This is a genomic window from Ornithinibacillus xuwenensis (assembly GCF_039614845.1).
In the GTDB taxonomy this organism is placed as follows: Bacteria; Bacillota; Bacilli; order Bacillales; family Amphibacillaceae; genus Ornithinibacillus; species Ornithinibacillus xuwenensis.
The window spans coordinates 90,642-116,647 of sequence record NZ_JBDIML010000004.1; the positions used below are offsets into that span (position 1 = coordinate 90,642).

A 26,006-nucleotide genomic window follows, 5' to 3' on the forward strand; every position below is an offset into this window, starting at 1 on the left:
AAGGTGTTTTAACATGAGTCGAACAATCGATGATTTAATTAAAGGTTTGAATAAACAGCAGCAGGAAGCTGTTCGGCATACTGAAGGCCCATTGTTAATAATGGCTGGTGCAGGAAGTGGTAAGACTCGTGTGCTGACACACCGTATTGCATACTTAATGGAAGAAAAGGGTGTATCTCCAAGAAGCATATTGGCGATAACCTTTACGAATAAAGCCGCACGTGAGATGAAAGAGCGTGTTAGTAAGTTGGTTGGCCCAGAAGGTCAGGATATGTGGGTTTCTACCTTCCACTCGATGTGCGTGCGTATCTTGAGAAGAGATATTGATCGTATAGGCTACAATCGAAACTTTACCATATTAGATAGTGGTGATCAATTATCAGTAGTCAAACAGGTTTTAAAGGACTTAAATATTGATACGAAGCAATTTGAACCTCGTGCGATGCAAGGGCAGATTAGCACGGCGAAGAATGAGCTTATAACAGCAGAAGAATTTGCTAATAAGGCTGGTAATTTCTATGATCGTCAAGTTGCACGAGTGTTTGAAGGATACGAAAAAATTCTTCGGAAGAACCAGTCGCTTGACTTTGATGATTTAATCATGCAAACCATCCATCTTTTTAAGCGTGTTCCGGAGGTGTTGGAATACTATCAACGTCGATTCCAATATATACATGTGGATGAGTATCAAGATACAAACCATGCACAATATACTTTAGTGAAACAATTAGCAAATCGCTTTCAAAATCTATGTGTAGTAGGTGACTCTGATCAGTCGATTTATCGTTGGAGAGGAGCGGATATTTCCAATATCCTATCCTTTGAAAAAGATTATTCAACTGCCAAAACCGTATTTTTAGAGCAAAATTATCGTTCCACGAAATCCATTCTAGAAGCGGCTAATAAAGTAATTTCGAATAATCCAGGACGAAAACCAAAGAATCTATGGACTGAGAATCCAGATGGGCATAAGATTCATTATTATCAAGGTGCAACCGAACAAGATGAAGCATTTTATATCACGAATAAAATTCAGGAGCTCGTTCGAGAGGAAGGGATTTCTCCAAACGATATCGCTATTTTATACCGTACTAATGCGCAATCACGTGCGATTGAGGATACATTAATGAAATCAAATGTATCGTACCAAATGGTAGGCGGAACACGATTCTATGATCGTAAAGAGATTAAAGATATGGTTGCCTATTTACGCTTAATTACGAATCCGGATGATGATTTGAGCTTTGAGCGTGTCGTCAATGAGCCAAAAAGAGGAATTGGAAAAACCTCAATTGATCGGTTAAGAGCATATGCTGCTGAAAATGATATGTCCTTTTACCAAGCTGTAGAAGTGGTTGACTTTACTGGTGTAACGAAAAAGGCAGCCAATGCATTAGCCGAGTTTGGAAATCTAATCAAAACGTTAACACAGCAACAGGAATTTTTAACTGCAACTGATATGGTTGAAATGGTTTTGGAAAGAACAGGCTATGAGCAAATGTTAAAGAACGAACGCTCCATTGAAGCGCAAAGTCGCTTAGAAAACCTTGAGGAGTTCATGACGGTAACACAAAACTTTGAAGAATCAAGTGAAGACAAGACGTTGATTGCTTTCTTAACGGATCTAGCATTAATTGCAGACATTGATCGGGTTGATGAAGAAGATCCAGATAATCAAGAAAAAGTAACATTAATGACACTTCACGCTGCCAAAGGACTTGAGTTTCCTGTTGTTTTCCTTATTGGTTTAGAGGAAAATGTCTTTCCACATAGTCGTGCGATGTTTGACGATGAGGAAATGGAGGAAGAAAGACGGCTTGCTTATGTAGGGATTACACGTGCAGAGAAGCAGCTATATTTAACCAATGCAAAAATGCGTACCCTTTATGGACGTACGAATATGAATCCAATCAGCCGATTCATCAATGAAATTCCGGAAGAATTAATCGAAGGAATTGAACAAGCGAAGTCAGCAATGTTTGGATCGTCTCCGTTTGGCTCCCAATTTAAAAGTCAAACAAAATCACAGCCATCTGCACAGCAGACACAGTTAAGAAGAAAAGCTGAGAAATTACAAACCACAACTGGTGCTGAAAATCAAACTTGGAAACCAGGTGATAAAGCAGCCCACAAAAAGTGGGGAGTTGGTACGGTTGTGAAGGTGCAGGGTGAGGGTGATAAAATGGAATTGGATGTTGCTTTCCCGGCACCAACCGGTATTAAACGACTGCTTGCAAAATTTGCACCAATTACGAAACAATAGGGAGGTGCTTGCAGGATGGATAAAGCCCAAGCACAAGAAAAAATAAAATCCTTAAAAGAACTATTGAACCGTTTTGCACATGAATATTATGTTCTCGACAAGCCATCGGTTCCAGATTCAGAATATGATCAAAAACTAGAAGCGCTTCGACAATTAGAAGAGCAGTTCCCAGAATTGATAACCTCAGATTCTCCAACCCAACGTATTGGTGGAGAGCCACTGGAAGGTTTTCAAAAGGTACAGCATTCCATTCCTATGCTAAGCCTAGGTAATGCGTTTAACGAGCAGGATCTTCGAGATTTTGCTCGTCGCGCAAGCCAAGGAACAGATAAACCATTGTCCTTTGTATGTGAGCTTAAAATCGATGGTTTAGCAATTTCACTTACATACGAAGATGGTAAGTTGGTTCGAGGAGCTACACGTGGAGACGGAACAACAGGAGAAGACATAACAAGTAATTTACGTACGATTAAAAGCATCCCACTATCCATAAATGAAAAACGAAAGATTGAGGTTCGTGGAGAAGCATATATGCCTCATAAATCTTTTCTTGCTTTGAATCAAGTAAGGGAAGAAAATGGTGAGGAGCTTTTTGCAAATCCTAGAAATGCTGCTGCAGGCTCTTTAAGGCAGCTTGATCCGAAGCTAGCAGCATCCCGAAATCTAGATGCTTTTCTCTATGGGATTGGAGAATGGGAAGCAGATGTAGTTTCTTCTCATAGTGAACGATTAACACAGCTAAAAGAATTGGGATTTAGAACCAACCCAGAGTGGAAGAAATGTGACTCTGTTGAAGAAATTTTGGAATTTGTTGAGTACTGGACAAGCGAACGTCCCAATCTTCCGTATGAAATTGATGGAATTGTTATTAAAGTGGACGATCTTGAAACACAGGAAGATTTAGGGTTTACAGTGAAAAGTCCACGCTGGGCTATTGCATATAAATTCCCAGCGGAAGAGGTCGTTACAACATTAAAGGATATTGAATTAAGTGTTGGTCGTACTGGTGTCATTACGCCAACTGCAATTCTTGAGCCGGTTAAAGTAGCAGGCACAACGGTACAACGTGCTTCCTTACATAATGAGGATTTAATTCGTGCAAAGGATATTCGAATAGGGGACACCGTTGTTATTAAGAAGGCTGGGGATATTATTCCAGAGGTTGTACGAGTAATCACGGAGCAGCGTACTGGCCAGGAAGAAGCCTATTATATGCCGACCGAATGTCCAGCATGTGGTAGTGAGCTAGTTCGTTTGGAAGAAGAAGTTGCCTTAAGATGTATTAATCCTAACTGTCCGGCTCAGCTTCAAGAAGGATTAATTCACTTTGTATCACGAAATGCAATGAATATTGATGGTTTAGGGGAAAAAGTTATTAATCAGCTATTTAATGAAGGATTAATTCACACGATTGCGGATATTTATCGCCTAGACCGAGAGGAATTATTGAAGCTAGAGCGCATGGGTGAGAAATCAGTTGATAACTTATTACGTGCAATTGATACCTCCAAGGAAAATTCATTAGAGCGTTTATTGTTTGGTTTAGGTATTCGCTTTATTGGGGCAAAGGCCGCCAAAACCTTGGCTACTGAATTTGAAACTATGGATAAATTACAACAAGCAACCTATGACGAATTAATCGCGATAGATGAAATAGGCGATAAAATGGCAGATTCCGTTGTTCGATATTTTTCTGAAGGCAAGGTAACGGATTTGTTGAAGGAATTGAAGGAATTACAAGTGAATATGGAATACAAAGGTCCTAAACGAGCTGAAGTATCTGAGGATTCTAGTGTTTTTGCAGGGAAGACGGTTGTCCTAACTGGCAAAATGGAGCAGATGACAAGACCAGAGGCTAAAGAGCGTATTGAAGCGCTAGGCGGCAGTGTGACCGGCAGTGTCAGCAAGAAAACCGATATTGTTATTGCAGGAGAGGATGCCGGATCAAAATATGATAAGGCCATGAAGCTTGGTATAACGATATGGAATGAACAACAATTTATCGAAATGCTAGAGGCGTAAGGAGGGGTTATATGAGAAAAATAGCGTTGTCATTATTATCCGTACTCCTCTTGTTAGCGAGCTGTGCGCCGAGTTTAGATGATACTGAGGATGAAGTGGTACAAAACGAGGAAGAACCTACCGGTCAGCCATCGATTGTACCTACTTATAAGCTGTCAGATGAGGATTATCGAGTAATTCTACCGTATCGAACAAGTGAGTCAAGGGGTGTCATCACGAATCAAATGGCAAACCGTTTGGACATCGATGAGATGGAAGAAGGATTAATGAGACATTCAAAAGAATATTATGACCCGAACAAATATTACTTTGAAGAGGGTCAGTATTTAACTGCTGAAAAGGTCTATACTTGGATTGATGAATTAAATCCAGTCGTAGAAGATGGTGCAGACGAAGAGGTATACCGGGATAACCCGAGATACTTATCCCATATTTTAGAGCAGAATTATTTAAAAAGGAATGATGATAACTCAGTTGAGCTTGTTGGGCTTTCCATTGGGGTAGCTTTAAAGTCCCAATATGCCTTCCAAACGGAAATTGGTGGACCATATTATTATGAAGACATCAAAGAGAGTGTCATGCTTGAAAAAGGTAAAGAAATTGCACAAACCATATTAGAACGGATTCGACAAATTGAAGGCCTACAGGATGTGCCAATTATGCTAGCAATTTATCGTGAAGAAGCACGAGGATCTGCTGTACCAGGTAATTATGTTGCAAGAACATATGTGGAAAAAGGAGATATGTCTATTGATGATTGGGAGGGAATCAACGAAGATTATATTCTATTCCCATCGCGAGAGGCAGAAAAAGAGTACGTAGATGATTCAAAAATTGTTAACACATTTGGAGGGGACATTGCTGAATTTTTCCCTAACTATGTTGGGTACATCGGTGAGGGATTTTATGTGAATGAAGAGCTGCAAAAGCTTAATATAGAGGTCCCAATTGAGTTTAATGGAAAAGGTGAAGTTATTGGCTTTGCGCAATACACCTATGGACTGGTAAAGGACAAATTTCCAAATAACTATGATATCGAAATTAAGATAAGTTCGAGTGAACGACTAGAGGCTTTAATCAGTCGTGAGACAGGGGAAGAGGACCCTTCTGTTCATGTATTTGATTAAAAACAGCCGAATGTTTGAACAGTAAACCATATTAAGATAGAATAAGGAGTGGATATATTCCACTCCGTTTTTTATGAACTAATTTGTATGAAATATGTTATTTGAAAACGGAAACAAAAGGAATAAATCGGATTACTTTTATGGGAGGTTTTACTTTATGGTAGTACCGTACAAGCATGAGCCTTTTACTGATTTTACAGTAGAGGAAAACAAGCAGCTAATGCTAGATGCATTGAAAAAGGTTGAAGCAGACCTTGGAAAAGAATATCCACTTATTATCGGTGGGGAAAGAATTACCACAGAGGATAAGATTGTTTCCGTTAACCCGGCTAATAAAGAGGAAGTAATCGGATATGTATCAAAAGCAAACAAAGAACTAGCGGAAAAAGCAATTAAAGTGGCTGATGAGACTTTTGAAACATACTGGAGAAAATCTGATCCGAAGTTTCGTGCAGATATCCTGTTCCGTGCAGCAGCAATTGTGCGCCGCCGTAAACATGAATTCTCTGCGCATCTTGTAAAAGAAGGCGGTAAGCCTTGGAAGGAAGCAGATGCGGATACTGCAGAAGCTATCGACTTTTTAGAATATTATGGACGTCAAATGCTAAAATTGAAAGATGGCATTCCAGTAAACAGCCGTCCAATTGAATATAATCGTTTTGACTACATCCCATTAGGAGTAGGATTGGTTATTTCACCATGGAACTTCCTGTTTGCTATTATGGCAGGAACTACCGTTGCAGCAATGGTAACAGGTAACACTGTATTACTGAAACCTGCGAGCTCCACTCCAGTTATTGCATATAAATTTATGGAAGTACTAGAAGAAGCGGGTCTACCTGATGGCGTTATTAACTTCATTCCTGGACCAGGTAGTGAGGTTGGAGATTTCTTAGTTGATCATCCACGTACTCGTTTCGTAAGCTTCACTGGATCACGTGAAGTTGGTACACGTATTTTTGAACGTGCAGCAGTTGTTCATCCAGGCCAAAAATGGTTAAAACGTACCATCATTGAAATGGGTGGTAAGGATACAATTGTTGTAGATAAAGAAGCAGATCTTGAGTTAGCAGCTCAATCAATTGTGCAGTCTGCATTCGGATTCTCTGGACAAAAATGTTCAGCATGTTCTCGTGCTATTATTCATGAGGATGTATATGATCAAGTAACAAGCCGTGTGGTTGAATTAACAAAAGAACTATCAATTGGTAATCCATCTGATCCATCTAACTTATTTATGGGACCTGTAATAGATCAAGGTGCATATGATAAGATAATGGAATATATTGAAATTGGCAAACAAGAAGGTCAATTACTAGTAGGTGGAACAGGCGACGACTCTACTGGTTGGTTTGTAAATCCAACTGTAATTGGTGATTTAGATCCTAAAGCACGTATTATGCAAGAGGAAATCTTCGGACCAGTAGTTGGTTTAACGAAAGCAAAAGACTTTGATGAAGCAATTGAATTTGCTAATAATACAGAGTATGGTTTAACGGGTGCAGTTATCACCAATAATCGTGAACACTTAGAACAAGCTCGCAGAGACTTCCATGTTGGAAACCTATACTTCAATCGTGGTTGTACAGCTGCAATTGTTGGTTACCAACCATTTGGTGGATTCAATATGTCTGGTACAGATTCAAAAGCTGGTGGTCCAGACTACCTAGTTCAACATATGCAAGGTAAGACAACTTCAGAAATGTTTTAATATAAAATAAGCAAAACCTCTTTTAGTGTATTTTCACTAAAAGAGGTTTTTTTACTAGGTGACGAAAGTTAGGAAAAAAATACGTAATTATCCCCTCTATTTCGACAAATTTCAGTGCAGTTCGACATTGTTTTGGTTCATTTTCAATTGAAACTTTCCTACTTTCCTCATTTTAGGAAAGTAGGAAAGTTTTTAGGGGGTTTATTAGTACTTTTTACCCCCAACTTTCCCAATATGAAAACTTTTTGGATGTGTTATGATATATTTAACAAATAGAAATAGAAGCAGAATAATAGGAGGAAAGAATCATGGAGATTGGCTCCTTTATCAAATTGCAGCGTGTCAAACAAGGAATGACGCAAGAAGAACTCGCCGAAGGAATTGTTTCTATGTCCTATTTGTCAAAGATTGAAAATCAGCGTACAGAAGCAAGTCCCGAAGTAATCAGCATGCTTTGTACACGTCTTGGAATTGAATTGGATAGCGAAAAAGACATCACGATTAAGGAAAAATGTGAACAATGGTTTAACATGCTATTTGAAGTCAATAACAAGGATGAGATCATTGAAAAATACATTGAACTCAATGAGTTAATGACGATGGTTCGCTCAGACAGCCTAATGATGTTTGAAATACATAAAATAAGATATTTTCTTATTATGGGCGAGCTTGACAATGCATTAGAACAGATTAATAGCTTGAATGAAATTTCGGGTACATTTGATAGTCTGCATTTATTCTACTGGTATAAATTCAAAGGGAATTTTGCCACTACAAATAATGAGTATAATCAGGCTATGCGCATGTATCGGCTTGCGGAGGATAAGATTAATCAAGTTAATCTATCTGATTCTGAAATAGCTGACTTACAGTACACAATTGCGGTAACTCATAGTAAATTGCTGAATACATTAGAGGTTATTGAGTATTCGAATAAAGCAATTGATATCTTTCAAAAAGAATATAACTTCATTCGTTGTGCACAGTGCCATATTCTATTAGGAATATCCTATAGAAGGATTAAGATGTATGAGAAAGCTATTAAGCATTATAATCTAGCCAGACATCTTGGGGAGTTAAACAAGAATAACAATATCATACAGCTTACCAATCAAAACTTGGGGTATTTATATTCGGCAATTGGTGACTCAAAAGAGGCAATTAAACACTATCGTGGAGCAATTGATGACGAAGCAGTTGGCTTAAATGAAAGATTGATAGCTACCACTAACCTCATCAAAGAGTACTACAAAACGCATAACTTTGAAAAAGCGTTAGAAGTAATTGAGAAGGCCAAGCGATTATTAGATTTAGCGAAAAATAATGTGTTTTATGAGTTATATTATTATATCATTCACTCATATATATATGCTATCAATGATCAATATGATCAATTTACTAAGTTAGTAATAGAGGATCTTATACCCTACTTGAAAAAACATAAGGATCATGGGAATTTAATACTGTTTACCAATATGTTAGCAAAGCATTTTGAACAGGTAGGTAAGTATAAGGACTCTGTTAAATACTATAAGCTTGCAAACCTCACATACGAGGAAATAGTTAATTTGTAAGGGAGGGATAATGATGAAAAAACTTATTGCTTCATTAGCTTTAGGAACTCTTCTTGTTGGTGGATTTTTATTCGCACAAGATTCTCAACCAAGTGAATTAGCACATGGTGAGGCAGAGCCTAGCGTATTCAACATTTCTAGTGTTTCTTTAGTTAATGTTTACTAATCAATTTTAAAGCTTGTCAGTAATTCTTAATTTTTTACCCTATTACTATATGATAGATTTTGCCTGAAGTAGTGTGGAAACTATTTCAGGTCTTTTTTTTATGAATTATACAGATTATTCCATAAAATTAGATTTTAATTTTTTATTATAACAAGACCAAAATTTTTATACAAATATTTCGGGTTATCACCTGTAATGCAATAATCCTGTGTTATCATAGTGAATGGGAAGGGTGAATTTTAAATTTTTAAAAAATTTAATGTTTATAGGATTTTATGCATACACTTTTCCTGAGAAATAATAGATAGGAGTATGGATAAATAAGAAAGGGGATGCAGAGATGGAAGAATATGCTCTATCTGGTGCTACGTGGTTTTGGATGTTTGTTCCAATGCCATTATTAATTTTATTTTCAATTGTTTCGTTGTTTACGAAAAAGGGGGATTAGGAAGTGGACTTTACAGTATTAGCTACGTTTATTGTATATTTAATTGGAATGCTAGTTATTGGTATTGTCATGTATTACAGAACTAATAATTTATCAGATTATGTGTTAGGTGGACGCTCACTCAGTCCTAGTGTTGCCGCATTAAGTGCAGGAGCTTCTGACATGAGTGGTTGGCTACTACTCGGATTACCTGGTGCTATTTATGTTTCCGGATTTGGTGGAGCATATGGTGGTTGGATGGCCATTGGGCTAGCAGTTGGTGCCTATTTAAACTGGCAATTCGTGGCCAAGAGATTACGTGTATATACAGAAGTCTCGAATAACTCAATCACGATTCCAGATTTTCTGGAGAATCGCTTTAAAGATAAGTCTCATATACTCCGTGTAATTTCTGCACTTGTTATTCTATTATTTTTCACCTTTTATACATCTTCGGGCATGGTTGCAGGAGCAACACTATTCGAATCTTCATTTGATTTATCCTATAATACAGCACTATGGATTGGTGCTATTGTAGTTGTGTCGTACACGTTCTTAGGTGGATTTTTAGCGGTAGTTTGGACAGATTTCTTCCAAGGTATATTAATGCTTGTAGCGTTAATTGTTGTACCAATTGTTGCTTTAAATGAAATTGGTGGTTGGGATGCTGCTGTTCAAGCAATTGGTAATGTAGATCCTGCACTTCTGGATATGTTAGCAGGGGTTGGTACGTTTGCCGGAACAATTGCCATTATCTCAGGTGCTGCTTGGGGATTAGGATACTTTGGCCAGCCACATATTCTAGTTCGCTTCATGGCATTGCGTTCACCAAAAGATGTACCTAAAGCAAAATTCGTCGGAACGACATGGATGATTCTAGGGTTGTATGGTGCAGTATTTACTGGATTCATTGGTATTGCGTTCATTGGAACACAGGACGTATCGCAGTTAGGTGAATATGGCATTAAGCTTGTTGAGGAAAATGGAATGCAAGTACTTGATAATGAGGAAACAATCTTTATCGCCTTTACACAGCTTTTATTCCATCCTGTTATAGCCGGAATTCTATTGGCTGCTATCTTGTCAGCAATCATGAGTACAATTGATTCACAATTATTGGTTTCTTCTTCTGCCGTAGCAGAGGATTTCTACAAAGCTATTTTCCGTAAAAAAGCGACGGACAAAGAACTTGTTTGGGTTGGAAGAATTGCGACAGGTGTTATTGCATTAATTGCAACATTACTTGCGATGAACCCAGAAAACTCTGTGTTAGAGCTAGTTGACTTTGCCTGGGCTGGATTTGGTGCCGCCTTCGGTCCAACTATTATTCTAGCATTATTCTGGAAACGTATGACACGTAACGGAGCATTAGCGGGTATTGTCGCTGGTGCGGTTACCGTTATCGTATGGGGAGGATACTTGGAAGGTGGAATTTTCGATTTATATGAAATCGTTCCAGGATTTATTCTTAACTTAATCGTTACCGTAATTGTCAGCTTACTAGGAAAAACGACAAGTGAAATGGAATCTGAATTTGATGAGACGTTAGCACAGTTAAAATAATTTTGATTAATTAGGTCACTTCTTATTTAAGGAGTGGCCTTTTTTATATGGTTTCATTGCTTGAAAAGTTGCCTATCCCTAGTAAATTCTGCTATTATCAATAGTATTGTAGCAGTTTTTTAATTGTCCAAAAGATAATGATAAACTAATCACGATAGATTAATGGAGGTGCAAAGAATGGCAGAAATTACAAAGGATCAAGTGAAGCACGTTGCAAATTTAGCACGTCTTGAAATTACGGAGCAAGAAGCAGAGATGTTTACGGAGCAATTAAGCTCCATAATTACATTTGCAGAGCAACTAAATGAATTAGACACGGATGGAATTGAGCCAACTACCCACGTCTTAGACTTGAAGAACGTCATGCGTAAGGACGAGCCTAGACAATGGATTACAAGAGAGGATGCATTGAAGAATGCTCCAGATCAAAAGGATGGGCAGTTCCGGGTACCATCAATTCTGGCCGATTAACAACGAATTTTCGGCTGCACATGCCCAACAAAGCCAGTTTTCTAAGAATAAGGAGGGAAATCGATGTCATTGTTTGATAACAGCATAAAAGAAATAGAAGCAAAATTACATAATAAAGAAATTACCGTGAGTGACCTTGTTGAGGCTTCTTATAATCGTATTCATGAAGTTGATGACCAGGTTCACGCATTTTTAACATTAGATGAAGAAAACGCACGTCAAAAAGCAAAAGAATTAGATAACGGTTCGGATACAACTGCTAAGTTATTCGGAATTCCGGTGGGAATTAAAGATAATATCGTAACAAAAGGACTGCGCACAACTTGTGGAAGTCAATTTTTACGTAATTTTAATGATCCTCTTTACGATGCAACTGTAGTGGAAAAACTAAATGCTGAGAAAGTCGTGACAGTAGGAAAATTAAATATGGATGAGTTTGCAATGGGTTCCTCTAATGAGAATTCAAGTTATACGCCAACTCGTAATCCTTGGAATACAGACTATGTACCAGGAGGATCTAGTGGTGGATCAGCAGCAGCGGTTGCATCAGGTCAGGTTCTTTTCTCATTAGGCTCTGATACTGGTGGTTCCATTCGTCAGCCAGCAGCATTCTGTGGTGTGGTTGGTTTGAAGCCTACCTATGGTCTTGTATCCCGTTTTGGATTAGTTGCTTTCGCATCTTCCCTAGATCAAATTGGACCATTAACACGTACGGTTGAAGATAATGCACGAGTACTAGAAGTAATTGCAGGTCATGACAAAATGGATTCTACTAGTGCAAATGTGGAAGTCCCAACATATACAGAAGCGTTGACAGGTGATGTTAACGGATTAAAAATTGCGGTTCCGAAAGAGTACTTAGCAGAAGGTGTTAATCCTGAGGTTCGTGAAGCAGTGATGGAAGCTCTGAAAGTCTATGAATCACTTGGAGCTACTTGGGAAGAGGTTTCTCTGCCGCATTCTAAATATGCAGTCTCAACCTATTATTTACTAGCTTCATCTGAAGCATCGGCAAACCTAGCGCGCTTTGATGGTGTTCGCTATGGCGTTCGTTCGGAAAACGCAGATAATATGGTTGATATGTTTAAAAAGTCTCGTAGTGAAGGCTTCGGGGAAGAAGTGAAGCGACGTATTATGCTTGGAACCTTTGCCTTAAGCTCTGGCTATTATGATGCTTATTATAAAAAAGCACAAAAAGTACGTACATTAATTAAGAATGATTTTGAAAAAATATTCGAGGAATATGATGTTGTTATTGGGCCTACAACACCAACACCTGCATTTAAGGTTGGCGAGAAAATTAATGATCCATTAACGATGTATGCAAATGATATCTTAACCATTCCAGTAAACTTAGCTGGCGTTCCAGGAATCTCTGTTCCATGTGGATTATCAGAGGCAGGTCTTCCAATTGGTCTACAAATCATTGGAAAGCATTTTGATGAGAGTACGGTATTCCGTGCAGCACATGCATTTGAACAAGCAACAGATCACCATACAAAACGACCTCAACTAGGAGGTGCAAAGGCATGAATTTCGAAACAATTATTGGTTTAGAAGTACACGTTGAGCTGAAAACAAAAAGTAAAATATTTAGTCCGAGCCCAAATGCGTTTGGAGCAGAACCAAATTCAAATGTGAATCCGATTGACTTAGGATATCCTGGAGTACTTCCGGTATTAAATGAAGAGGCAGTTAACTTTGCAATGAAGGCTGCGATGGCTCTAAATTGTCAAATTGCAACCGATACAAAATTCGACCGTAAAAATTACTTCTATCCAGATAATCCGAAGGCATACCAAATCTCACAATTTGATCAACCAATAGGCGAGCATGGTTGGATTGAAATTGAAGTCGGTGGCAAGAAGAAAAGAATCGGAATTACGCGCGTGCATTTAGAAGAGGATGCAGGTAAGCTCACCCATGGTGATGATGGCTATTCTTATGTAGACTTTAACCGTCAAGGAACACCATTAATTGAAATTGTATCCGAGCCGGACATGCGTACTCCGGAAGAAGCATATGCATATCTAGAAAAGCTAAAAACCATTATCCAATATACGGGTGTTTCGGATGTGAAGATGCAGGAAGGTTCGCTACGTTGTGATGCCAATATTTCACTTCGTCCCTATGGACAAGAGAAATTTGGTACGAAAGCAGAATTGAAAAATCTAAATTCATTTACCTTTGTTCAAAAGGGACTCGAATTTGAAGAGAAGCGTCAGGAAAAAGTATTGCTTTCAGGTGGCGAAATTCTACAGGAAACTCGTCGTTATGATGAGAAAACAAAAGAAACCATCCTAATGCGTGTAAAGGAAGGTTCAGATGATTACCGTTATTTCCCAGAACCAGATTTAGTGCCTTTATATATTGACGATGCATGGAAGGAAAGAATTCGTAATGAAATTCCTGAGCTTCCAGATGCACGTAAACAACGCTATATTAACGAGTTAGGTCTATCTGAGTATGATGCATCCATGCTAACTGGTTCGAAGGAGATGGCCGACTTCTTTGAAGAAACGATTCAACAAGGTGCTGATATAAAGCAGGCTTCTAACTGGTTAATGGGCGAAGTGTCTGGCTACATGAATAAGCACTATAAGGAATTACATGAATTAGCCCTTACACCAGATGCGTTAGGCAAAATGATTACGTTAATTGAGGATGGAACCATCTCTTCTAAAATTGCGAAAAAAGTATTTGCAGAATTAGTTGAAAATGGTGGTGATCCAGAACAAATTGTAAAAGATAAGGGTATGGTTCAAATATCAGATGAGGGCCAATTGCGTGAAGTAATCACGGCAATACTCAATGACAATGAACAATCAATTATTGATTACAAAAATGGGAAGGATCGTGCACTAGGATTTTTAGTTGGGCAAGTAATGAAAGCAACAAAAGGTCAAGCAAATCCTCCAATGGTTAATAAGATTTTGATTGAGGAAATGGATAAGCGATAAAAAGTTATGTGGGGCTAGACTATTAGTAAAAAGTAGTCTAGCCTTTCTTCTGATAATGTTCTCGATTCCAAATCTTCTAAGTAGCATGATAAAAATCTTTTCAAATTCACAAAATATGGATATGATAGAAATACATGCGAATTTATCCAATCATTAATATAGATACTAATTATGAGGATTATGGCATAATGTAGCATTGGAGAGGGGACATGTATGATGAAAAGAGCCCGTATAATTTATAATCCGACTTCAGGTCGTGAGGCGTTTAAGAAAGAATTACCGGCTGTTTTGGAGAAATTTGAAAAAGCAGGTTATGAAACGTCTGCACATGCCACTACGGGTGAAGGTGATGCAATAGAAGCTGCCAGAACTGCCGTTGAACGTCAATACGATATTGTAATTGCAGCTGGTGGAGATGGCACGATTAACGAGGTAATTAATGGACTAGCTGAGCAGGAATATAAACCAAGGCTAGGGGTTATTCCAGTAGGAACAACCAATGATTTCGCAAGGGCATTAACAATCCCACGCGATATACAAAAAGCAGTGGATATTATTCTAGAGGATTATTCCATGCTTTTAGATATAGGTAAAGTGAACAACCAGTTCTTCATTAATATTGCAGGTGGTGGAAAGCTTACCGAGTTAACGTACGACGTACCTAGTAAGCTTAAAACAATGATTGGACAACTTGCATATTATGTAAAAGGAATTGAAATGCTTCCTTCCTTAAAGCCAACTCACGTCAAAATAGAATACGATGGAAATGAAATAGAAGAAGATATTATGTTATTTTTAATTTCCAATACGAATTCAGTGGGTGGATTTGAGAAGCTAGCACCAGATGCATGTTTAAATGATGGTTATTTTGACTTATTAATATTACGGAAAACAAATCTGGCAGAGTTTATTCGAATTGCGACATTGGCATTACGAGGAGCTCATTTAGAGGACAAGCATGTCATCTATGCAAAAGCGAAACATATTACGGTAACACCAACCGATAAGATGCAATTAAATATTGATGGTGAATATGGTGGATTGCTACCAGGGGAATTCCGTAATCTTCAGCAGCATATTGAATTCTTTGTACCAGAATCCTATTTTAATAGGGAGACTACTGAAGATTAAGTAGTCTCCTTTCGTTTCATATAAATGGATTTACAAGGTATGATAAGATAAGAAGCAATAAATCAGAACGAAAAAGGAAGATACATAAATGGCAAAACAATCTACACCAGTTAAGAAGAATGATACGGTTACCATACGCTTTGAAGACTTAACACATGAAGGAAATGGCGTTGGTAAAATAAATGGCTATCCGTTATTTGTTCCGTACGGTCTACCAGGTGAAGAAGCGCAGGTAAAGGTAGTGAAAGTAAATAAAAATTTTGGATTTGGAAAGTTGCTAGAAGTAAAAAATCCTAGTCCAGAACGAGTAGAACCGCCTTGTGATGTATTTTATAAATGTGGAGGCTGTCAGATTCAGCATATGAGCTATAATTTGCAGCTGTCTATGAAACAACAGCAAGTAAAAAACGTTCTACGTAAAGTTGCCCATCTAGAGCATGTACCGGTTCACCCTACGATTGGAATGGAAGATCCTTGGCGTTACCGGAATAAGGTTTCGATTCCAGTAGGGGAGAAAGACGGTGAATTGATTACGGGATTTTACCAAATGCGAAGTCATCATATTATTGAAGATATGGATACCTGTGTTGTTCAAGACGATCTAAATGACCGAATGGTCGAAGCTGTTCGACGAATTGCGGATAGAATTGGTATCGAAGCGTATGATGAAAAAAGTCATCGTGGTGTATTACGTCATATCATGGTTCGAACTGGTCAAGAGACTAAAGAAACGATGATTGTACTAATTACACGTACGAAGGAACTACCGTATAAAAATGAATTCATCCGTGAATTAACCGAAACCTATCCAAATGTTAAATCAATTATCCATAATGTTAATCCTGCCCGTACGAATGTAATTTTGGGAGATAAGACAACCGTGCTTTGGGGTGAGGAATATATTTATGATTCTATCGGAGACATTCGCTTTGCAATTTCAGCAAAGTCCTTCTATCAAGTGAATCCAACACAAACTAAAAGACTCTATGAAAAAGCGTTGGAATATGCAGCAATCGATGAGCATGATACAGTTATTGATGCCTATTGTGGAATTGGCACCATCTCATTATTCTTGGCGAAGAAAGCCAAAAAAGTTTACGGTGTTGAGATTGTTCCGGAAGCAATCGAGGATGCAAAAGAGAATGCGAAATTAAACGGAATGACAAATGTTGAGTTTGAGGTTGGAACAGCAGAGGAAGTTATGCCAAAATGGAAGAAAGAGGGGCTGAGACCAGATGTCATTGTCGTTGACCCTCCTCGTAAAGGCTGTGATGAAGGATTGCTTCAAGCAATGATTGAAATGAGGCCGAAGCGAGTCGTCTATGTGTCCTGTAATCCATCCACCCTTGCACGTGATTTGCGGATTTTAGAAGATGGTGGATATGAAACAAAAGAAGCACAGCCAGTCGATATGTTTCCGCAGAGTATGCATGTGGAGTGTGTGGCGTTGTTAGAGTTGAAATAGCTTTGATATCAATGGGTTTAGTGGTTGTTAACTAAATATAGAAGTGTGTTTTATGTTCCCTCGGAGTAATAATTCGGGGGATTTTTTGCCCCCCGGGTTCTTACTTTTACATAAAAAAGTAAATACGATAAGTCCTTTCGTATGGCATTATGAGTTAAATTATAACTTTAAAAAAATTCACAGATGAGTTCGTATATGTTTCGTTTTTTCCTTTCCATTTCATCTACTCAAAAACTTAGTTTGTAAAATGTTAATGGCCTCTTCAATTTCTTTTAGATCGGAATCTGTCAAATTTTTAATTCGCTCTTGAAAATTTAATTCAAGCTGTCGAAACACTTTATTCATTAGTACCGTTCCATTTTCTGTAAGACAAATGTCAAACTTTCGACGATCATTTGAATCAATAATTTTTTCGCATAGTTGACTTTGAATTAATTTTTTTAACTCACGGCTAGAATTAGGTAAAGATAAATGCAAGCATTCACTGATTTCACTGAGAGTTACAGGTTGGCTAACCGTAATGAATTCTAATATTTTGTATTGAACGGTAGTTATGTTTTCAATTTTTATTTCTTTTGTCATATCATTTGTCACTTGATGCACAGATGACGTAAATCGAACGAACTGTTGGAAAAGCTTACCTTTGTCCATGTAAATCACCTCAATTACAAAATATCAAAATTATTATCAAAAAACAATTATCAATTGACAACTAAATTAGATGGATGGTACCATTTAGTTATCAAATGATAACTAAAGGGGAGTTTTTTTATGAATGTTTTAATTGTTTTTACCCATCCCAATCACCAAAGCTTGAGTTACTCGTTTTTACAAGGGGTACTTCGAGGGTGTAAGGAAAATCATGCTATCCAGAATGTTCAGGTCTTAGACTTATATGGTGAGAATTTTAATCCAATCCTTACATTTGGGGAGAATAAGAAGAGAAGAGATATGTATAAAGATCCAGAGTTAGAAAAATATCGTAATCAATTATCATGGGCTGAAAAGATTATTTTTATCTATCCTATATGGTGGGGGAGGCCACCAGCTATGTTAATGGGTTATATTGATAAAATGTTTGCTTCAGGGTTTGCTTACAAAGATAACGGTAAGTTGTTACCAGAAGGGTTGTTAAAAGGTAAATCAGTCGTCTGTATTTCGGTAATGAAAGGTCCGACCCTTTATCCCATGTTTTGGCTAAATAACGCTCATAAAGTTTTGATGCGTAAGGCATTGTTTCAATACGTTGGCATTAAAAAGGTGAAATTTCTTGAGTTTGGGAACATGGAAAGTGCAAAGGGGAAGCAGGTTGAAAAAATAGAAAGAGTATATAAATATTTTCAAAAATTGAATAGCCATAGCTTAACCTCATAAAAATAATCGCTAGTTGGTGAGAGTGAATTGAGGGAATATAGTGAGGGAAGGGGGCACACCCATATGCAATGACAATATTTATGTGTGTAGTATCATCTGCCTATTAAAACACTTGTTGAGTGCATCGCTATATTGGAGTTGATGTCTAAAATCAGACATTGCTTATCTATAAAAAGACCCAGTTTTTTAGGAAGAAAATAATTTCTAATTACCGGGTCTTTTTCGTGCTTTTCACTCATTTTTACTACATTTCTGATAGAGGCATCAAACATAGAAAGAAGACTTTTAACCTGCTGCCGGAGGAGTTGCTGTATTGGTTCTAGCTCCTAATTCTTGATCTAATAACAGAAGAGCTGAAGGATTATTTTCGGCGATTTGTAGACGATCGACAATTGTTTTAACTTGTGCTTCTTCGTCTATTTGTTCTCTTAGAAAGTCCTGAATAATTACAGCAGCTTGAGGGTCTACTTGATTAGTATAATTGAACGCTTGACGGTATGAGTTTGTTACATACTGTTCATGTGCCAATACTTTCTGAAACGTTTCTAATGGTGTACCAAAGTCACTTTGTTGTGCTGGGATACTATTCAGTTGTACAGTACCATCCCGATTAACAACAAAATCAATTAAGGTAAGTAAATGGGTCCTTTCTTCTTCAGATTGTAATCTTAGCCAATGAGCCATCCCAGTTAAGTTCAGTCTCCCCATATAGGAAGACATGGCAAGATATAACGTTGTAGATAAATGTTCAATTTGTATTAAGTTATTGAACAATTTCTGAAGCTCTTCGTTCATACTTTATTCACTCCTATTTCAAAAGTCATTCAACTTTATTTTATAGACTCAACTAAATAATGGTACCTTGGCCTAACAACTTTTTAGGGGAATATGGTGAGTTTTATGGGGGGATACCCATACATATTTATTTTTATTACATATCTTACTTAAGAAAGAAGTGGGTGTTTTCATTATAAAAATAACTTGCTGAGGAGGAAAAAAGATGAATAATGAAGTGATTTATGACCATTTTCATACAGAGCGACAAAGCAGATTATTTGGAAGACCATATGGATATGGATTTGGAAGACCTAGACCATTTGGATATGGATTCGGAAGACCGTACGGGTATGGATATGGATTTGGAGGGCCATTTCTTGGAGGGGTTTTAGGAGGATTGTTAGGCAGTGCAATCATTTCTCCTTATGGATATGGTTACGGTTATCCTTATTATAGTGGTTTTAGAGGCTATTCAATCTATAACAATTACTAGCGGATAGAAGTTCAGCTATATTTTGTATTTTGGTAACTGATTATTATAAATTGAAAGGATTGAGAAGCATGAACTATTACCTATATGAGTGTCGGGGGCAATATCCTTATTATGTTCCTATACCTATGTATCACTTCGGGGGGTATTCTGGTTATTTGAACTATTCCAATGAGCAAGGGCCTGTAAATCGATTTGAATCTTTTCGTACTTCCGAAGGTCATGAAAAGATTATATTAAAAGATTATGGTTCAAAACCATATGTTGTAAATATCAATGAAGCAGCCAAGCAAAACAACACATTCCGGACAGCTTTGTGGACGGGAACACATCTGCAAGTAACTTTAATGAGCATCAATGTTGGTGATGATATTGGGTTAGAAATACATCCGGATGTTGATCAATTCTTACGGATTGAACAAGGTCAAGGATTGGTTAAAATGGGTAATAGTAAAAATAATTTGAACTTTGAAAGACATCTTACTGATGATTCCGCTATTATGGTACCTGCGGGAACATGGCATAATGTAATAAATACAGGAAATATACCTCTAAAGCTCTATTCCATATATGCTCCGCCTAATCATCCCTTCGGCACTGTTCATGTTACCAAAGAGGATGCAATAGATGCAGAAGAAGGTCATGGACACAGTAATAGTAATTCTGATGTTTTTGGCAGAACGCCAGATGAATGGATAAAATATACTGAATATTTGGTGGAAGAAGGCTTAGAGGATGTTAAAAGAGGAATAAATATGACGCACATTCTGCAAGAATTTATTTTAATGGGTGTACTCGTTGGAAAGGGTTTTTCACCTGAAAAGGCTTATGAAACAGTAGAAGAATGGGAACGTACAGGAGAATCCATGCTTCTTCAGCAGAGTAAAAATATGTAGAAAAAAGAAAATAGGATATTGCAAAAAGAGATAGGAAAAGAGTGTAAATCACTTACTTTTCGTATCTCTTTTTTGTAATAGCTGACTATGTCACAACTGAATGAACTCTTGCAAGAATGCATAATGAAATCTCAAAATATCTATTCATTACTTTTTAGAATAGGGGCAAATTATACATGAATCTATATAAAGGAGGTACATTATTGAATAACTTAACAGAGTTAGAGGTTGAGAATTTGCGTCACCTTATTGGTGGCCATGGATTAGTAGTACAAAAACTAGAAGCATACGCCCATAATTGTACAGATCCAGAGTTAAAGACTATTTTGGAAAGAGATGCTCAAGCAGCAAAGCAAGCACAACAACAACTTATGACATTTTTGGGATAGGAGGTTATTTCATGCTACAAGATAAAGAGATGGTAAGTGATTATTTGGCTGGGTTAAATGCTAGTTTGACCGGATATGCAACGATGATTACGCAAGCAAATAATTCTGAACTTAGACAAACATTAATAAATATGAGAAATCAAGATGAATCTCGTCAAAGAGTTGTATACCAATACGCACTTCAAAAAGGTTATTATAATCCAGCAGCCCTAGCTTCTCAAGAAGTGATACAGCAGTTAAAAGCACAATTGTCATCTGAACAATAACATTATTGTTCCAAAGCAATTAACACAACAATATGTTGAAAATTAATAGCTAAATATAAATCCGAACTGGACCCATAATGGATCCAGTTCTTTTTCATAGTAAATTTATACTTCGCTCTTGACTATGGTGTAACCCCATACTTTAGGATATCAATATTGATTACAAAATATGGGGGATGAAAAATATGGCTGTGGTAAGAGGAATAGAAAAAGAATACACCCTAAGATCATTACTAGCATACGCAGCTCCAACCATTGGTGTCATGTTATTTATTTCTATTTATACAATGGTTGATGGTATTTTTGTAGCACGGTTTATTAATGCAACGGCATTGTCTGCCATTAATATATTTATGCCGATTTTTACATTGATTATGGCAATTGCTCTAATGCTTGGAACGGGTGGAAGTGCAATCATTGCCAAGAAAATGGGGGAGAATAACTATCCAGAAGCTAGAAGTAACTTTACCTTTATTGTTATATGTGGAGCGATAATTGGTTTGATCATCACGATTTTAGGATTAGTATTTATTCGGCCGTTGTTAGAGCTGCTCGGAGCAGGAGAAAGTCATGAGCTATTTGACTATACGTTTACCTATGCAACGATACTATTAGCTATTAGCCCACTGCTTATCATCCAGATGATGTTTGAAAATTATTTTGTGGCAGCTGGGAAACCAAATTTAAGTTTGGTGATCACACTAATAGGTGGGGGAGCAAACATTGCTTTGGATTACGTTTTTATTGTTGTTATGGAAATGGGGATTGCAGGTGCTGCAATTGGAACAGCCATCGGAATTGCGATACCGGCAATTACCGGAATGATTTATTTCTTCTCAGCTAAGCATAATCACCTCCATTTTGTGAGACCAAAGATAGACTGGAAGGTATTCTTAAAAAGCTGTATGAATGGTTCTTCTGAAATGGTATCGAATCTATCCTCTTCCGTAGTAACCTTTGCTTTTAATCTCCTAATGCTTCATTATATTGGGGTAGATGGAGTTGCTGCAGTTGCGATTATGCTCTATGTTATGATGTTTTTAACGCCAATCTTTATGGGGTATTCAGCTGGAATTGCACCAATTATCAGCTTTAATTATGGGAGTCAAAATGTTATCCAATTAAAACGTATCTTTAAATATAGCATATTGGTTATTCTTAGTAGCTCCATTATTATGTTAGGACTTTCTTTTTTACTAGGGCCACTTCTCATTCAGTTTATGGTGGATAAGGGGAGTGAAGTGTATCATATAGCCGCAGATGGATTTCAACTATTTTGTGTTAGTTTTTTATTTATGGGAGTGAATATCTTTACTTCGATGCTGTTCACTGCTCTATCCAATGGAAGAATTTCAGCAGCAATATCATTTTTACGAACACTAGTATTCGTTCTGATAGGTTTATTGGTATTACCGGTACTCATTGGAGTAAATGGAATATGGATCGCTGTACCATTAGCTGAATTTCTATCGATTGTTGTTTGTGTTATCTTCTTATTTCGTAATCGAAAGGTTTATCATTATATCTAAACGAGAATGAAGAGAGAGGTGTATCTTTTATGCCCATAAACCCACAAATTCATTTAACGACAGGGCAATTTGCCAAACTAATGGGGGTTAGTAAAGATACGTTATTTTATTATGATAAGGTTGGTATTTTTTCTCCAGAGATAGTTGCTACAAATGGATATCGATATTATTCCATCTATCAATCGGATGTTTTTTATGTTATTACGACACTGAAAGAGCTGGGTATGCCATTAAAGGCTATTAAAAGTTTTCTTGATCACAGATCGCCTGAAAGTCTTATTCACTTACTCGAAAAGGAAGAAAAGTCGATTACTGCAAAGATTAATGCTCTTGATAAAATGAGAAAAAGAATTGTAGAGAAAATAAATGTAACAAAGGAAGCAATGGAATTGTGTACGTCGGATATTGTCCTGGAATCGAAAGAAGAGGAATTCTTTGTCATTACCGACGCTAAACCATTAACACAAGACAAGAATATCTATGATTCCATCCAGTATCATTATCATTACCTGGAGGAAAATCATATTGAACCATCCGCAACAGAAGGATGGATGATACGAGTGGAGAGCATTCTCGAAGGTGAAACCGCTAGATATGATCATCTGTTTACTAGAGTAGATACTCCTGATTATGCGAATTATCGAGTGGAGAAAGGAACTTACTTGGTTGCCTATCATACGGAAGGGTATTCTAATATCGGACAAACCTATCAAAATTTAATTCAATACGCCACCGAGCATGATTTTAGTATGAAAGGCTTCTTTTATGAGGATATACTCCTGGATGAGCTATCTGTTAAAGGCTCTGAAAAGTATTTGATTAAACTATCCGTACAAATTCAACAATAGCATCTTTAACCTCTACAAAAGAGGGAGGATGCTGATGGATATACAAGGTAAAATGAGTATCAACCCTGAATTCGATTTGCGAATTCGGGGGATTTTTCATGTTGGAAAACTTGTCTCGACTGGGTTTGAGGAAATCTCTTCGGGTTCATTCAAGAATAAAAGACAAGTTGTGAATTCTTCGTAGCATTTGTTATAATGAATTGCATTTACTAAAAAATGACAGCAACACGTAAAGACAGGACTGATAGGAATGAAAGCTAGTTGGAAAATATTTCTAAAAGATATCAAAAACATTGCGACAAACTGGGTCGCGTTAGTGTTGATTGGTGGATTAATAGTATTACCTTCTCTTTATGCTTGGTTTAATATTGAAGCATCTTGGGATCCATATGGTCAAACGGATCAGATTCCCATCGGTATTGTTAATGAAGACCAAGGAGCAACAGTGCAAGGTGAAGAAATTCATGTTGGCGATGATTTGGTTCAAACATTAAAAGAAAATAAATCGATGGATTGGCAGTTTGTTGAACGTGAAAAGGCAATGAACAAACTAGAATATGGTGATTATTTTGCAGTTATCGTAATCCCAGAAAATTTCTCAGAAAGATTAGGTACGGTTGTTAGTGGAGAACCTGAAAAAGCCAATGTCGACTATTATGTGAATGAAAAGATCAATGCGATTGCACCTAAAATTACCCAAAAGGGAGCAACTGTCATTGTTGAACAGATTAGTAGTAATTTTATTTCGACAGTAAATGGAATTATCTTTGATAAGTTTAACGAACTAGGTATTGAATTAGAAGAGAATCTACCTGATATTGAAAAATTCGAGGACTATATTTTTACGTTAGAAGAAAAATTACCCGAAATACATCGTATATTAGACGATTCTACTTCAGATGCTGAGCGAGCAGGTACACTCATCGACCAAGCCCAAGCGATGATTCCAGAAGTAGAAGAAGCAACCGAAACTGGATTACAAACGATTGATGATACGACTGCATTTTTAAAGGACGCAGAGGACAGATTAGATGAGATTGCACCAAAGGTAGAAGAAGACTTAGCTTCTATTCAAAATATGTTAGCAAAAACAAATGACTTTGTGAACAGTATCGATGCGACTTCTATTGATTTGACAGATGGAACTCAAATTAGTAAGGTATCAGGTCAAATAGATGCTACTTTACAATCCATTCAAACGATAAAAGATGCGCTAACACAGTTACAGCAATCGGGTGAACAAGGAGAACCTGGTTCTGGTGGAGACCCATCTTCTAATGAGGGTTCTGGAAGTGAAAGTGGGAGTTCCAACCAAGAAACAATTGATAATGCACTAAATGAATTAGAAAGCATGGAGCAAAATTTACTTACCCTACAAGAGCAGGTCAATGGTGTTCAAGATTCATTAGCAGATAAACAAGCAGAAGTAAATGGAATACTTTCTACTATGAAAGAACGTACCGAAGCAGTTAATAAGCAGGTTGATGCATTTGTAATCGAATATAAGGAAAGCATTGAACCAACCATTCGGGAAGAGGTAGCAGTAGCAAAGCAAACCTTATCAGATGCAAGAGGTATTTTAGCTGATATTCAATCTACGATACCGGAAGTAGAGGATATGCTATATCGTACCGAGGCTAATTTAAATGATGGCAAGGACATGCTTCAGTACATCAATAATGAGTTTCCTTATGTCAATGACAAGGTAATGGAGCTAGCAAATAAAATACGATCCGTTCAAGATGAAACGGATATTAATGAGATTATTAATCTTCTGCAAAATGACCCAGAAGCAGAACGAGGATTTTTTGCAGAACCTGTCGTTCTTAATGAGAATTCGATATTCTCCGTTCCTAATTATGGAACTGGTATGACACCATTTTATACGATTCTTGCTATTTGGGTAGGTGGATTGTTACTTATCTCCTTATTATCGACTGAAGTTCATGATAAGAAAGACTATTCAGGAAGACAAGTTTACTTTGGGAGATTATTGACATTTATTCTCATTGGTGTTTTTCAAACCATGATTGTCACGGTAGGAAATATCGTTATTCTTCACGTGGAAATAATGGAGCCATTCTGGTTTATTCTTTTTGGATTACTATGTAGTTCCGTATTTATTATGATTGTCTACACCCTGGTATCTGTTTTTGGAGATGTAGGAAAAGCGCTTGCTATCATCTTATTAGTACTTCAAATTGCCGGGTCTGGTGGGACATATCCAGTTGTATTGCTGCCTGAGTTCTTTCAAATGATTAACCCTTTCCTACCGTTTACGTATGCAATAGACCTCATGCGTGAAGCGGTTGGGGGAATTGTTTGGAATCGGGTAATTCATGATTTAATATTTATCATTCCCTTTGGAATCGTTGCCTTAATTCTAGGAGGTTTCATGAAGGAAAGCATCAATAAGCATACAGATAAACTTAAGAAGAAATCGAAGGAATCAGGATTATTTCATTAACCTTAACAAAAGGGTGCCACTCTTATTTAGAAGGGCACCCTTTCGTATGTTCAATAAAAAATGCTCCATTCTAAAGACTAATCACCTCTT

At 37.3% G+C, this 26,006-nt stretch carries 23 protein-coding genes; 21 read left to right on the forward strand and 2 right to left on the reverse strand.

Annotation, left to right across the window (positions count from 1 at the left end):
- The first annotated feature begins 13 nt into the window (after nucleotides 1-13).
- The 12 genes from pcrA (at nucleotide 14) to rlmD (ending at nucleotide 16,880) form a co-directional block, all read left to right on the forward strand.
- The gene (pcrA, locus tag ABC228_RS13190) at nucleotides 14-2,263 is read left to right on the forward strand and encodes a DNA helicase PcrA (RefSeq protein WP_345825613.1); all 2,250 of its coding nucleotides are present in this window, start codon (nucleotides 14-16) and stop codon (nucleotides 2,261-2,263) included.
- Between the two features lie 15 nt (nucleotides 2,264-2,278).
- Nucleotides 2,279-4,285 (forward strand): NAD-dependent DNA ligase LigA, encoded by a 2,007-nt coding sequence (ligA, locus tag ABC228_RS13195; protein WP_345825614.1) that lies wholly within the window; start codon nucleotides 2,279-2,281, stop codon nucleotides 4,283-4,285.
- 11 nt (nucleotides 4,286-4,296) lie between these two features.
- Nucleotides 4,297-5,412, forward strand: a complete 1,116-nt coding sequence (locus ABC228_RS13200) for a CamS family sex pheromone protein (RefSeq protein WP_345825615.1) — start codon at nucleotides 4,297-4,299, stop codon at nucleotides 5,410-5,412.
- Between the two features lie 157 nt (nucleotides 5,413-5,569).
- On the forward strand, nucleotides 5,570-7,123 hold the full coding sequence (gene pruA, locus ABC228_RS13205; protein ID WP_345825616.1) for an L-glutamate gamma-semialdehyde dehydrogenase: 1,554 nt from the start codon (nucleotides 5,570-5,572) through the stop codon (nucleotides 7,121-7,123).
- A gap of 308 nt (nucleotides 7,124-7,431) precedes the next feature.
- Nucleotides 7,432-8,697, forward strand: coding sequence for a helix-turn-helix domain-containing protein (locus tag ABC228_RS13210; protein ID WP_345825617.1), 1,266 nt, complete (start codon nucleotides 7,432-7,434; stop codon nucleotides 8,695-8,697).
- Nucleotides 8,698-8,707: 10 nt separating this feature from the next.
- Entirely contained in the window at nucleotides 8,708-8,863 is a 156-nt protein-coding gene (locus ABC228_RS13215) for a hypothetical protein (RefSeq protein ID WP_345825618.1), read from the forward strand.
- Between the two features lie 451 nt (nucleotides 8,864-9,314).
- On the forward strand, nucleotides 9,315-10,853 hold the full coding sequence (gene putP, locus ABC228_RS13220; RefSeq protein ID WP_427902232.1) for a sodium/proline symporter PutP: 1,539 nt from the start codon (nucleotides 9,315-9,317) through the stop codon (nucleotides 10,851-10,853).
- A gap of 177 nt (nucleotides 10,854-11,030) precedes the next feature.
- Nucleotides 11,031-11,324, forward strand: coding sequence for an Asp-tRNA(Asn)/Glu-tRNA(Gln) amidotransferase subunit GatC (gene gatC / locus ABC228_RS13225; RefSeq protein ID WP_345825619.1), 294 nt, complete (start codon nucleotides 11,031-11,033; stop codon nucleotides 11,322-11,324).
- A gap of 63 nt (nucleotides 11,325-11,387) precedes the next feature.
- On the forward strand, nucleotides 11,388-12,857 hold the full coding sequence (gene gatA / locus ABC228_RS13230) for an Asp-tRNA(Asn)/Glu-tRNA(Gln) amidotransferase subunit GatA (protein WP_345825620.1): 1,470 nt from the start codon (nucleotides 11,388-11,390) through the stop codon (nucleotides 12,855-12,857).
- Nucleotides 12,854-14,284, forward strand: coding sequence for an Asp-tRNA(Asn)/Glu-tRNA(Gln) amidotransferase subunit GatB (gene gatB / locus ABC228_RS13235; RefSeq protein WP_345825621.1), 1,431 nt, complete (start codon nucleotides 12,854-12,856; stop codon nucleotides 14,282-14,284). The genes gatA and gatB overlap by 4 nt, the downstream gene beginning before the upstream one ends.
- 216 nt (nucleotides 14,285-14,500) lie before the next feature.
- Nucleotides 14,501-15,415, forward strand: coding sequence for a diacylglycerol kinase (locus ABC228_RS13240; protein WP_345825792.1), 915 nt, complete (start codon nucleotides 14,501-14,503; stop codon nucleotides 15,413-15,415).
- 88 nt (nucleotides 15,416-15,503) lie between these two features.
- On the forward strand, nucleotides 15,504-16,880 hold the full coding sequence (gene rlmD / locus ABC228_RS13245; protein WP_345825622.1) for a 23S rRNA (uracil(1939)-C(5))-methyltransferase RlmD: 1,377 nt from the start codon (nucleotides 15,504-15,506) through the stop codon (nucleotides 16,878-16,880).
- Between the two features lie 219 nt (nucleotides 16,881-17,099).
- Here rlmD and ABC228_RS13250 read toward each other — a convergent pair whose 3' ends face one another.
- Entirely contained in the window at nucleotides 17,100-17,531 is a 432-nt protein-coding gene (locus ABC228_RS13250) for a MarR family winged helix-turn-helix transcriptional regulator (RefSeq protein WP_345825623.1), read from the reverse strand.
- 120 nt (nucleotides 17,532-17,651) lie between these two features.
- Here ABC228_RS13250 and ABC228_RS13255 point away from each other — a divergent pair, with 120 nt between their 5' ends.
- Nucleotides 17,652-18,254 (forward strand): NAD(P)H-dependent oxidoreductase, encoded by a 603-nt coding sequence (locus tag ABC228_RS13255; protein WP_345825624.1) that lies wholly within the window; start codon nucleotides 17,652-17,654, stop codon nucleotides 18,252-18,254.
- A gap of 285 nt (nucleotides 18,255-18,539) precedes the next feature.
- Here ABC228_RS13255 and ABC228_RS13260 read toward each other — a convergent pair whose 3' ends face one another.
- Nucleotides 18,540-19,049, reverse strand: coding sequence for a ferritin (locus ABC228_RS13260; RefSeq protein ID WP_345825625.1), 510 nt, complete (start codon nucleotides 19,047-19,049; stop codon nucleotides 18,540-18,542).
- Nucleotides 19,050-19,254: 205 nt separating this feature from the next.
- On the opposite strand from ABC228_RS13260, the gene ABC228_RS13265 reads away from it, so the two are divergent.
- From ABC228_RS13265 to ABC228_RS13300, 8 genes are all read left to right on the forward strand, one after another.
- Nucleotides 19,255-19,524 carry a spore coat protein gene (locus tag ABC228_RS13265; RefSeq protein ID WP_345825626.1) on the forward strand — a complete coding sequence of 90 codons (270 nt, stop codon included), beginning with the start codon at nucleotides 19,255-19,257 and terminating at the stop codon, nucleotides 19,522-19,524.
- A 155-nt stretch (nucleotides 19,525-19,679) separates the two neighbouring features.
- Nucleotides 19,680-20,417, forward strand: a complete 738-nt coding sequence (locus ABC228_RS13270; protein WP_345825627.1) for a cupin domain-containing protein — start codon at nucleotides 19,680-19,682, stop codon at nucleotides 20,415-20,417.
- Between the two features lie 203 nt (nucleotides 20,418-20,620).
- The gene (locus ABC228_RS13275) at nucleotides 20,621-20,806 is read left to right on the forward strand and encodes a hypothetical protein (RefSeq protein ID WP_345825628.1); all 186 of its coding nucleotides are present in this window, start codon (nucleotides 20,621-20,623) and stop codon (nucleotides 20,804-20,806) included.
- Nucleotides 20,807-20,817: 11 nt separating this feature from the next.
- Complete coding sequence (locus ABC228_RS13280; RefSeq protein ID WP_345825629.1) at nucleotides 20,818-21,072, forward strand: spore coat protein; 255 nt, start codon at nucleotides 20,818-20,820, stop codon at nucleotides 21,070-21,072.
- Nucleotides 21,073-21,257: 185 nt separating this feature from the next.
- Nucleotides 21,258-22,601, forward strand: a complete 1,344-nt coding sequence (locus ABC228_RS13285) for an MATE family efflux transporter (RefSeq protein ID WP_345825630.1) — start codon at nucleotides 21,258-21,260, stop codon at nucleotides 22,599-22,601.
- 29 nt (nucleotides 22,602-22,630) lie between these two features.
- Nucleotides 22,631-23,449 carry a MerR family transcriptional regulator gene (locus ABC228_RS13290; RefSeq protein WP_345825631.1) on the forward strand — a complete coding sequence of 273 codons (819 nt, stop codon included), beginning with the start codon at nucleotides 22,631-22,633 and terminating at the stop codon, nucleotides 23,447-23,449.
- Between the two features lie 34 nt (nucleotides 23,450-23,483).
- Nucleotides 23,484-23,633, forward strand: a complete 150-nt coding sequence (locus ABC228_RS13295; protein WP_345825632.1) for a hypothetical protein — start codon at nucleotides 23,484-23,486, stop codon at nucleotides 23,631-23,633.
- Nucleotides 23,634-23,699: 66 nt separating this feature from the next.
- The gene (locus ABC228_RS13300; protein ID WP_345825633.1) at nucleotides 23,700-25,916 is read left to right on the forward strand and encodes a YhgE/Pip family protein; all 2,217 of its coding nucleotides are present in this window, start codon (nucleotides 23,700-23,702) and stop codon (nucleotides 25,914-25,916) included.
- Nucleotides 25,917-26,006: the final 90 nt, after the last annotated feature.

Bases quoted from the DNA above. Each gene is read 5' to 3' on its own strand.
- pcrA (WP_345825613.1), top strand. From the start codon at position 14: ATGAGTCGAACAATCGATGATTTAATTAAAGGTTTGAATAAACAGCAG.
- ligA (WP_345825614.1), top strand. From the start codon at position 2,279: ATGGATAAAGCCCAAGCACAAGAAAAAATAAAATCCTTAAAAGAACTA.
- ABC228_RS13200 (WP_345825615.1), top strand. From the start codon at position 4,297: ATGAGAAAAATAGCGTTGTCATTATTATCCGTACTCCTCTTGTTAGCG.
- pruA (WP_345825616.1), top strand. From the start codon at position 5,570: ATGGTAGTACCGTACAAGCATGAGCCTTTTACTGATTTTACAGTAGAG.
- ABC228_RS13210 (WP_345825617.1), top strand. From the start codon at position 7,432: ATGGAGATTGGCTCCTTTATCAAATTGCAGCGTGTCAAACAAGGAATG.
- ABC228_RS13215 (WP_345825618.1), top strand. From the start codon at position 8,708: ATGATGAAAAAACTTATTGCTTCATTAGCTTTAGGAACTCTTCTTGTT.
- gatC (WP_345825619.1), top strand. From the start codon at position 11,031: ATGGCAGAAATTACAAAGGATCAAGTGAAGCACGTTGCAAATTTAGCA.
- gatA (WP_345825620.1), top strand. From the start codon at position 11,388: ATGTCATTGTTTGATAACAGCATAAAAGAAATAGAAGCAAAATTACAT.
- gatB (WP_345825621.1), top strand. From the start codon at position 12,854: ATGAATTTCGAAACAATTATTGGTTTAGAAGTACACGTTGAGCTGAAA.
- ABC228_RS13240 (WP_345825792.1), top strand. From the start codon at position 14,501: ATGAAAAGAGCCCGTATAATTTATAATCCGACTTCAGGTCGTGAGGCG.
- rlmD (WP_345825622.1), top strand. From the start codon at position 15,504: ATGGCAAAACAATCTACACCAGTTAAGAAGAATGATACGGTTACCATA.
- ABC228_RS13250 (WP_345825623.1), bottom strand. From the start codon at position 17,531: ATGGACAAAGGTAAGCTTTTCCAACAGTTCGTTCGATTTACGTCATCT.
- ABC228_RS13255 (WP_345825624.1), top strand. From the start codon at position 17,652: ATGAATGTTTTAATTGTTTTTACCCATCCCAATCACCAAAGCTTGAGT.
- ABC228_RS13260 (WP_345825625.1), bottom strand. From the start codon at position 19,049: ATGAACGAAGAGCTTCAGAAATTGTTCAATAACTTAATACAAATTGAA.
- ABC228_RS13265 (WP_345825626.1), top strand. From the start codon at position 19,255: ATGAATAATGAAGTGATTTATGACCATTTTCATACAGAGCGACAAAGC.
- ABC228_RS13280 (WP_345825629.1), top strand. From the start codon at position 20,818: ATGCTACAAGATAAAGAGATGGTAAGTGATTATTTGGCTGGGTTAAAT.
- ABC228_RS13285 (WP_345825630.1), top strand. From the start codon at position 21,258: ATGGCTGTGGTAAGAGGAATAGAAAAAGAATACACCCTAAGATCATTA.
- ABC228_RS13290 (WP_345825631.1), top strand. From the start codon at position 22,631: ATGCCCATAAACCCACAAATTCATTTAACGACAGGGCAATTTGCCAAA.
- ABC228_RS13295 (WP_345825632.1), top strand. From the start codon at position 23,484: ATGGATATACAAGGTAAAATGAGTATCAACCCTGAATTCGATTTGCGA.
- ABC228_RS13300 (WP_345825633.1), top strand. From the start codon at position 23,700: ATGAAAGCTAGTTGGAAAATATTTCTAAAAGATATCAAAAACATTGCG.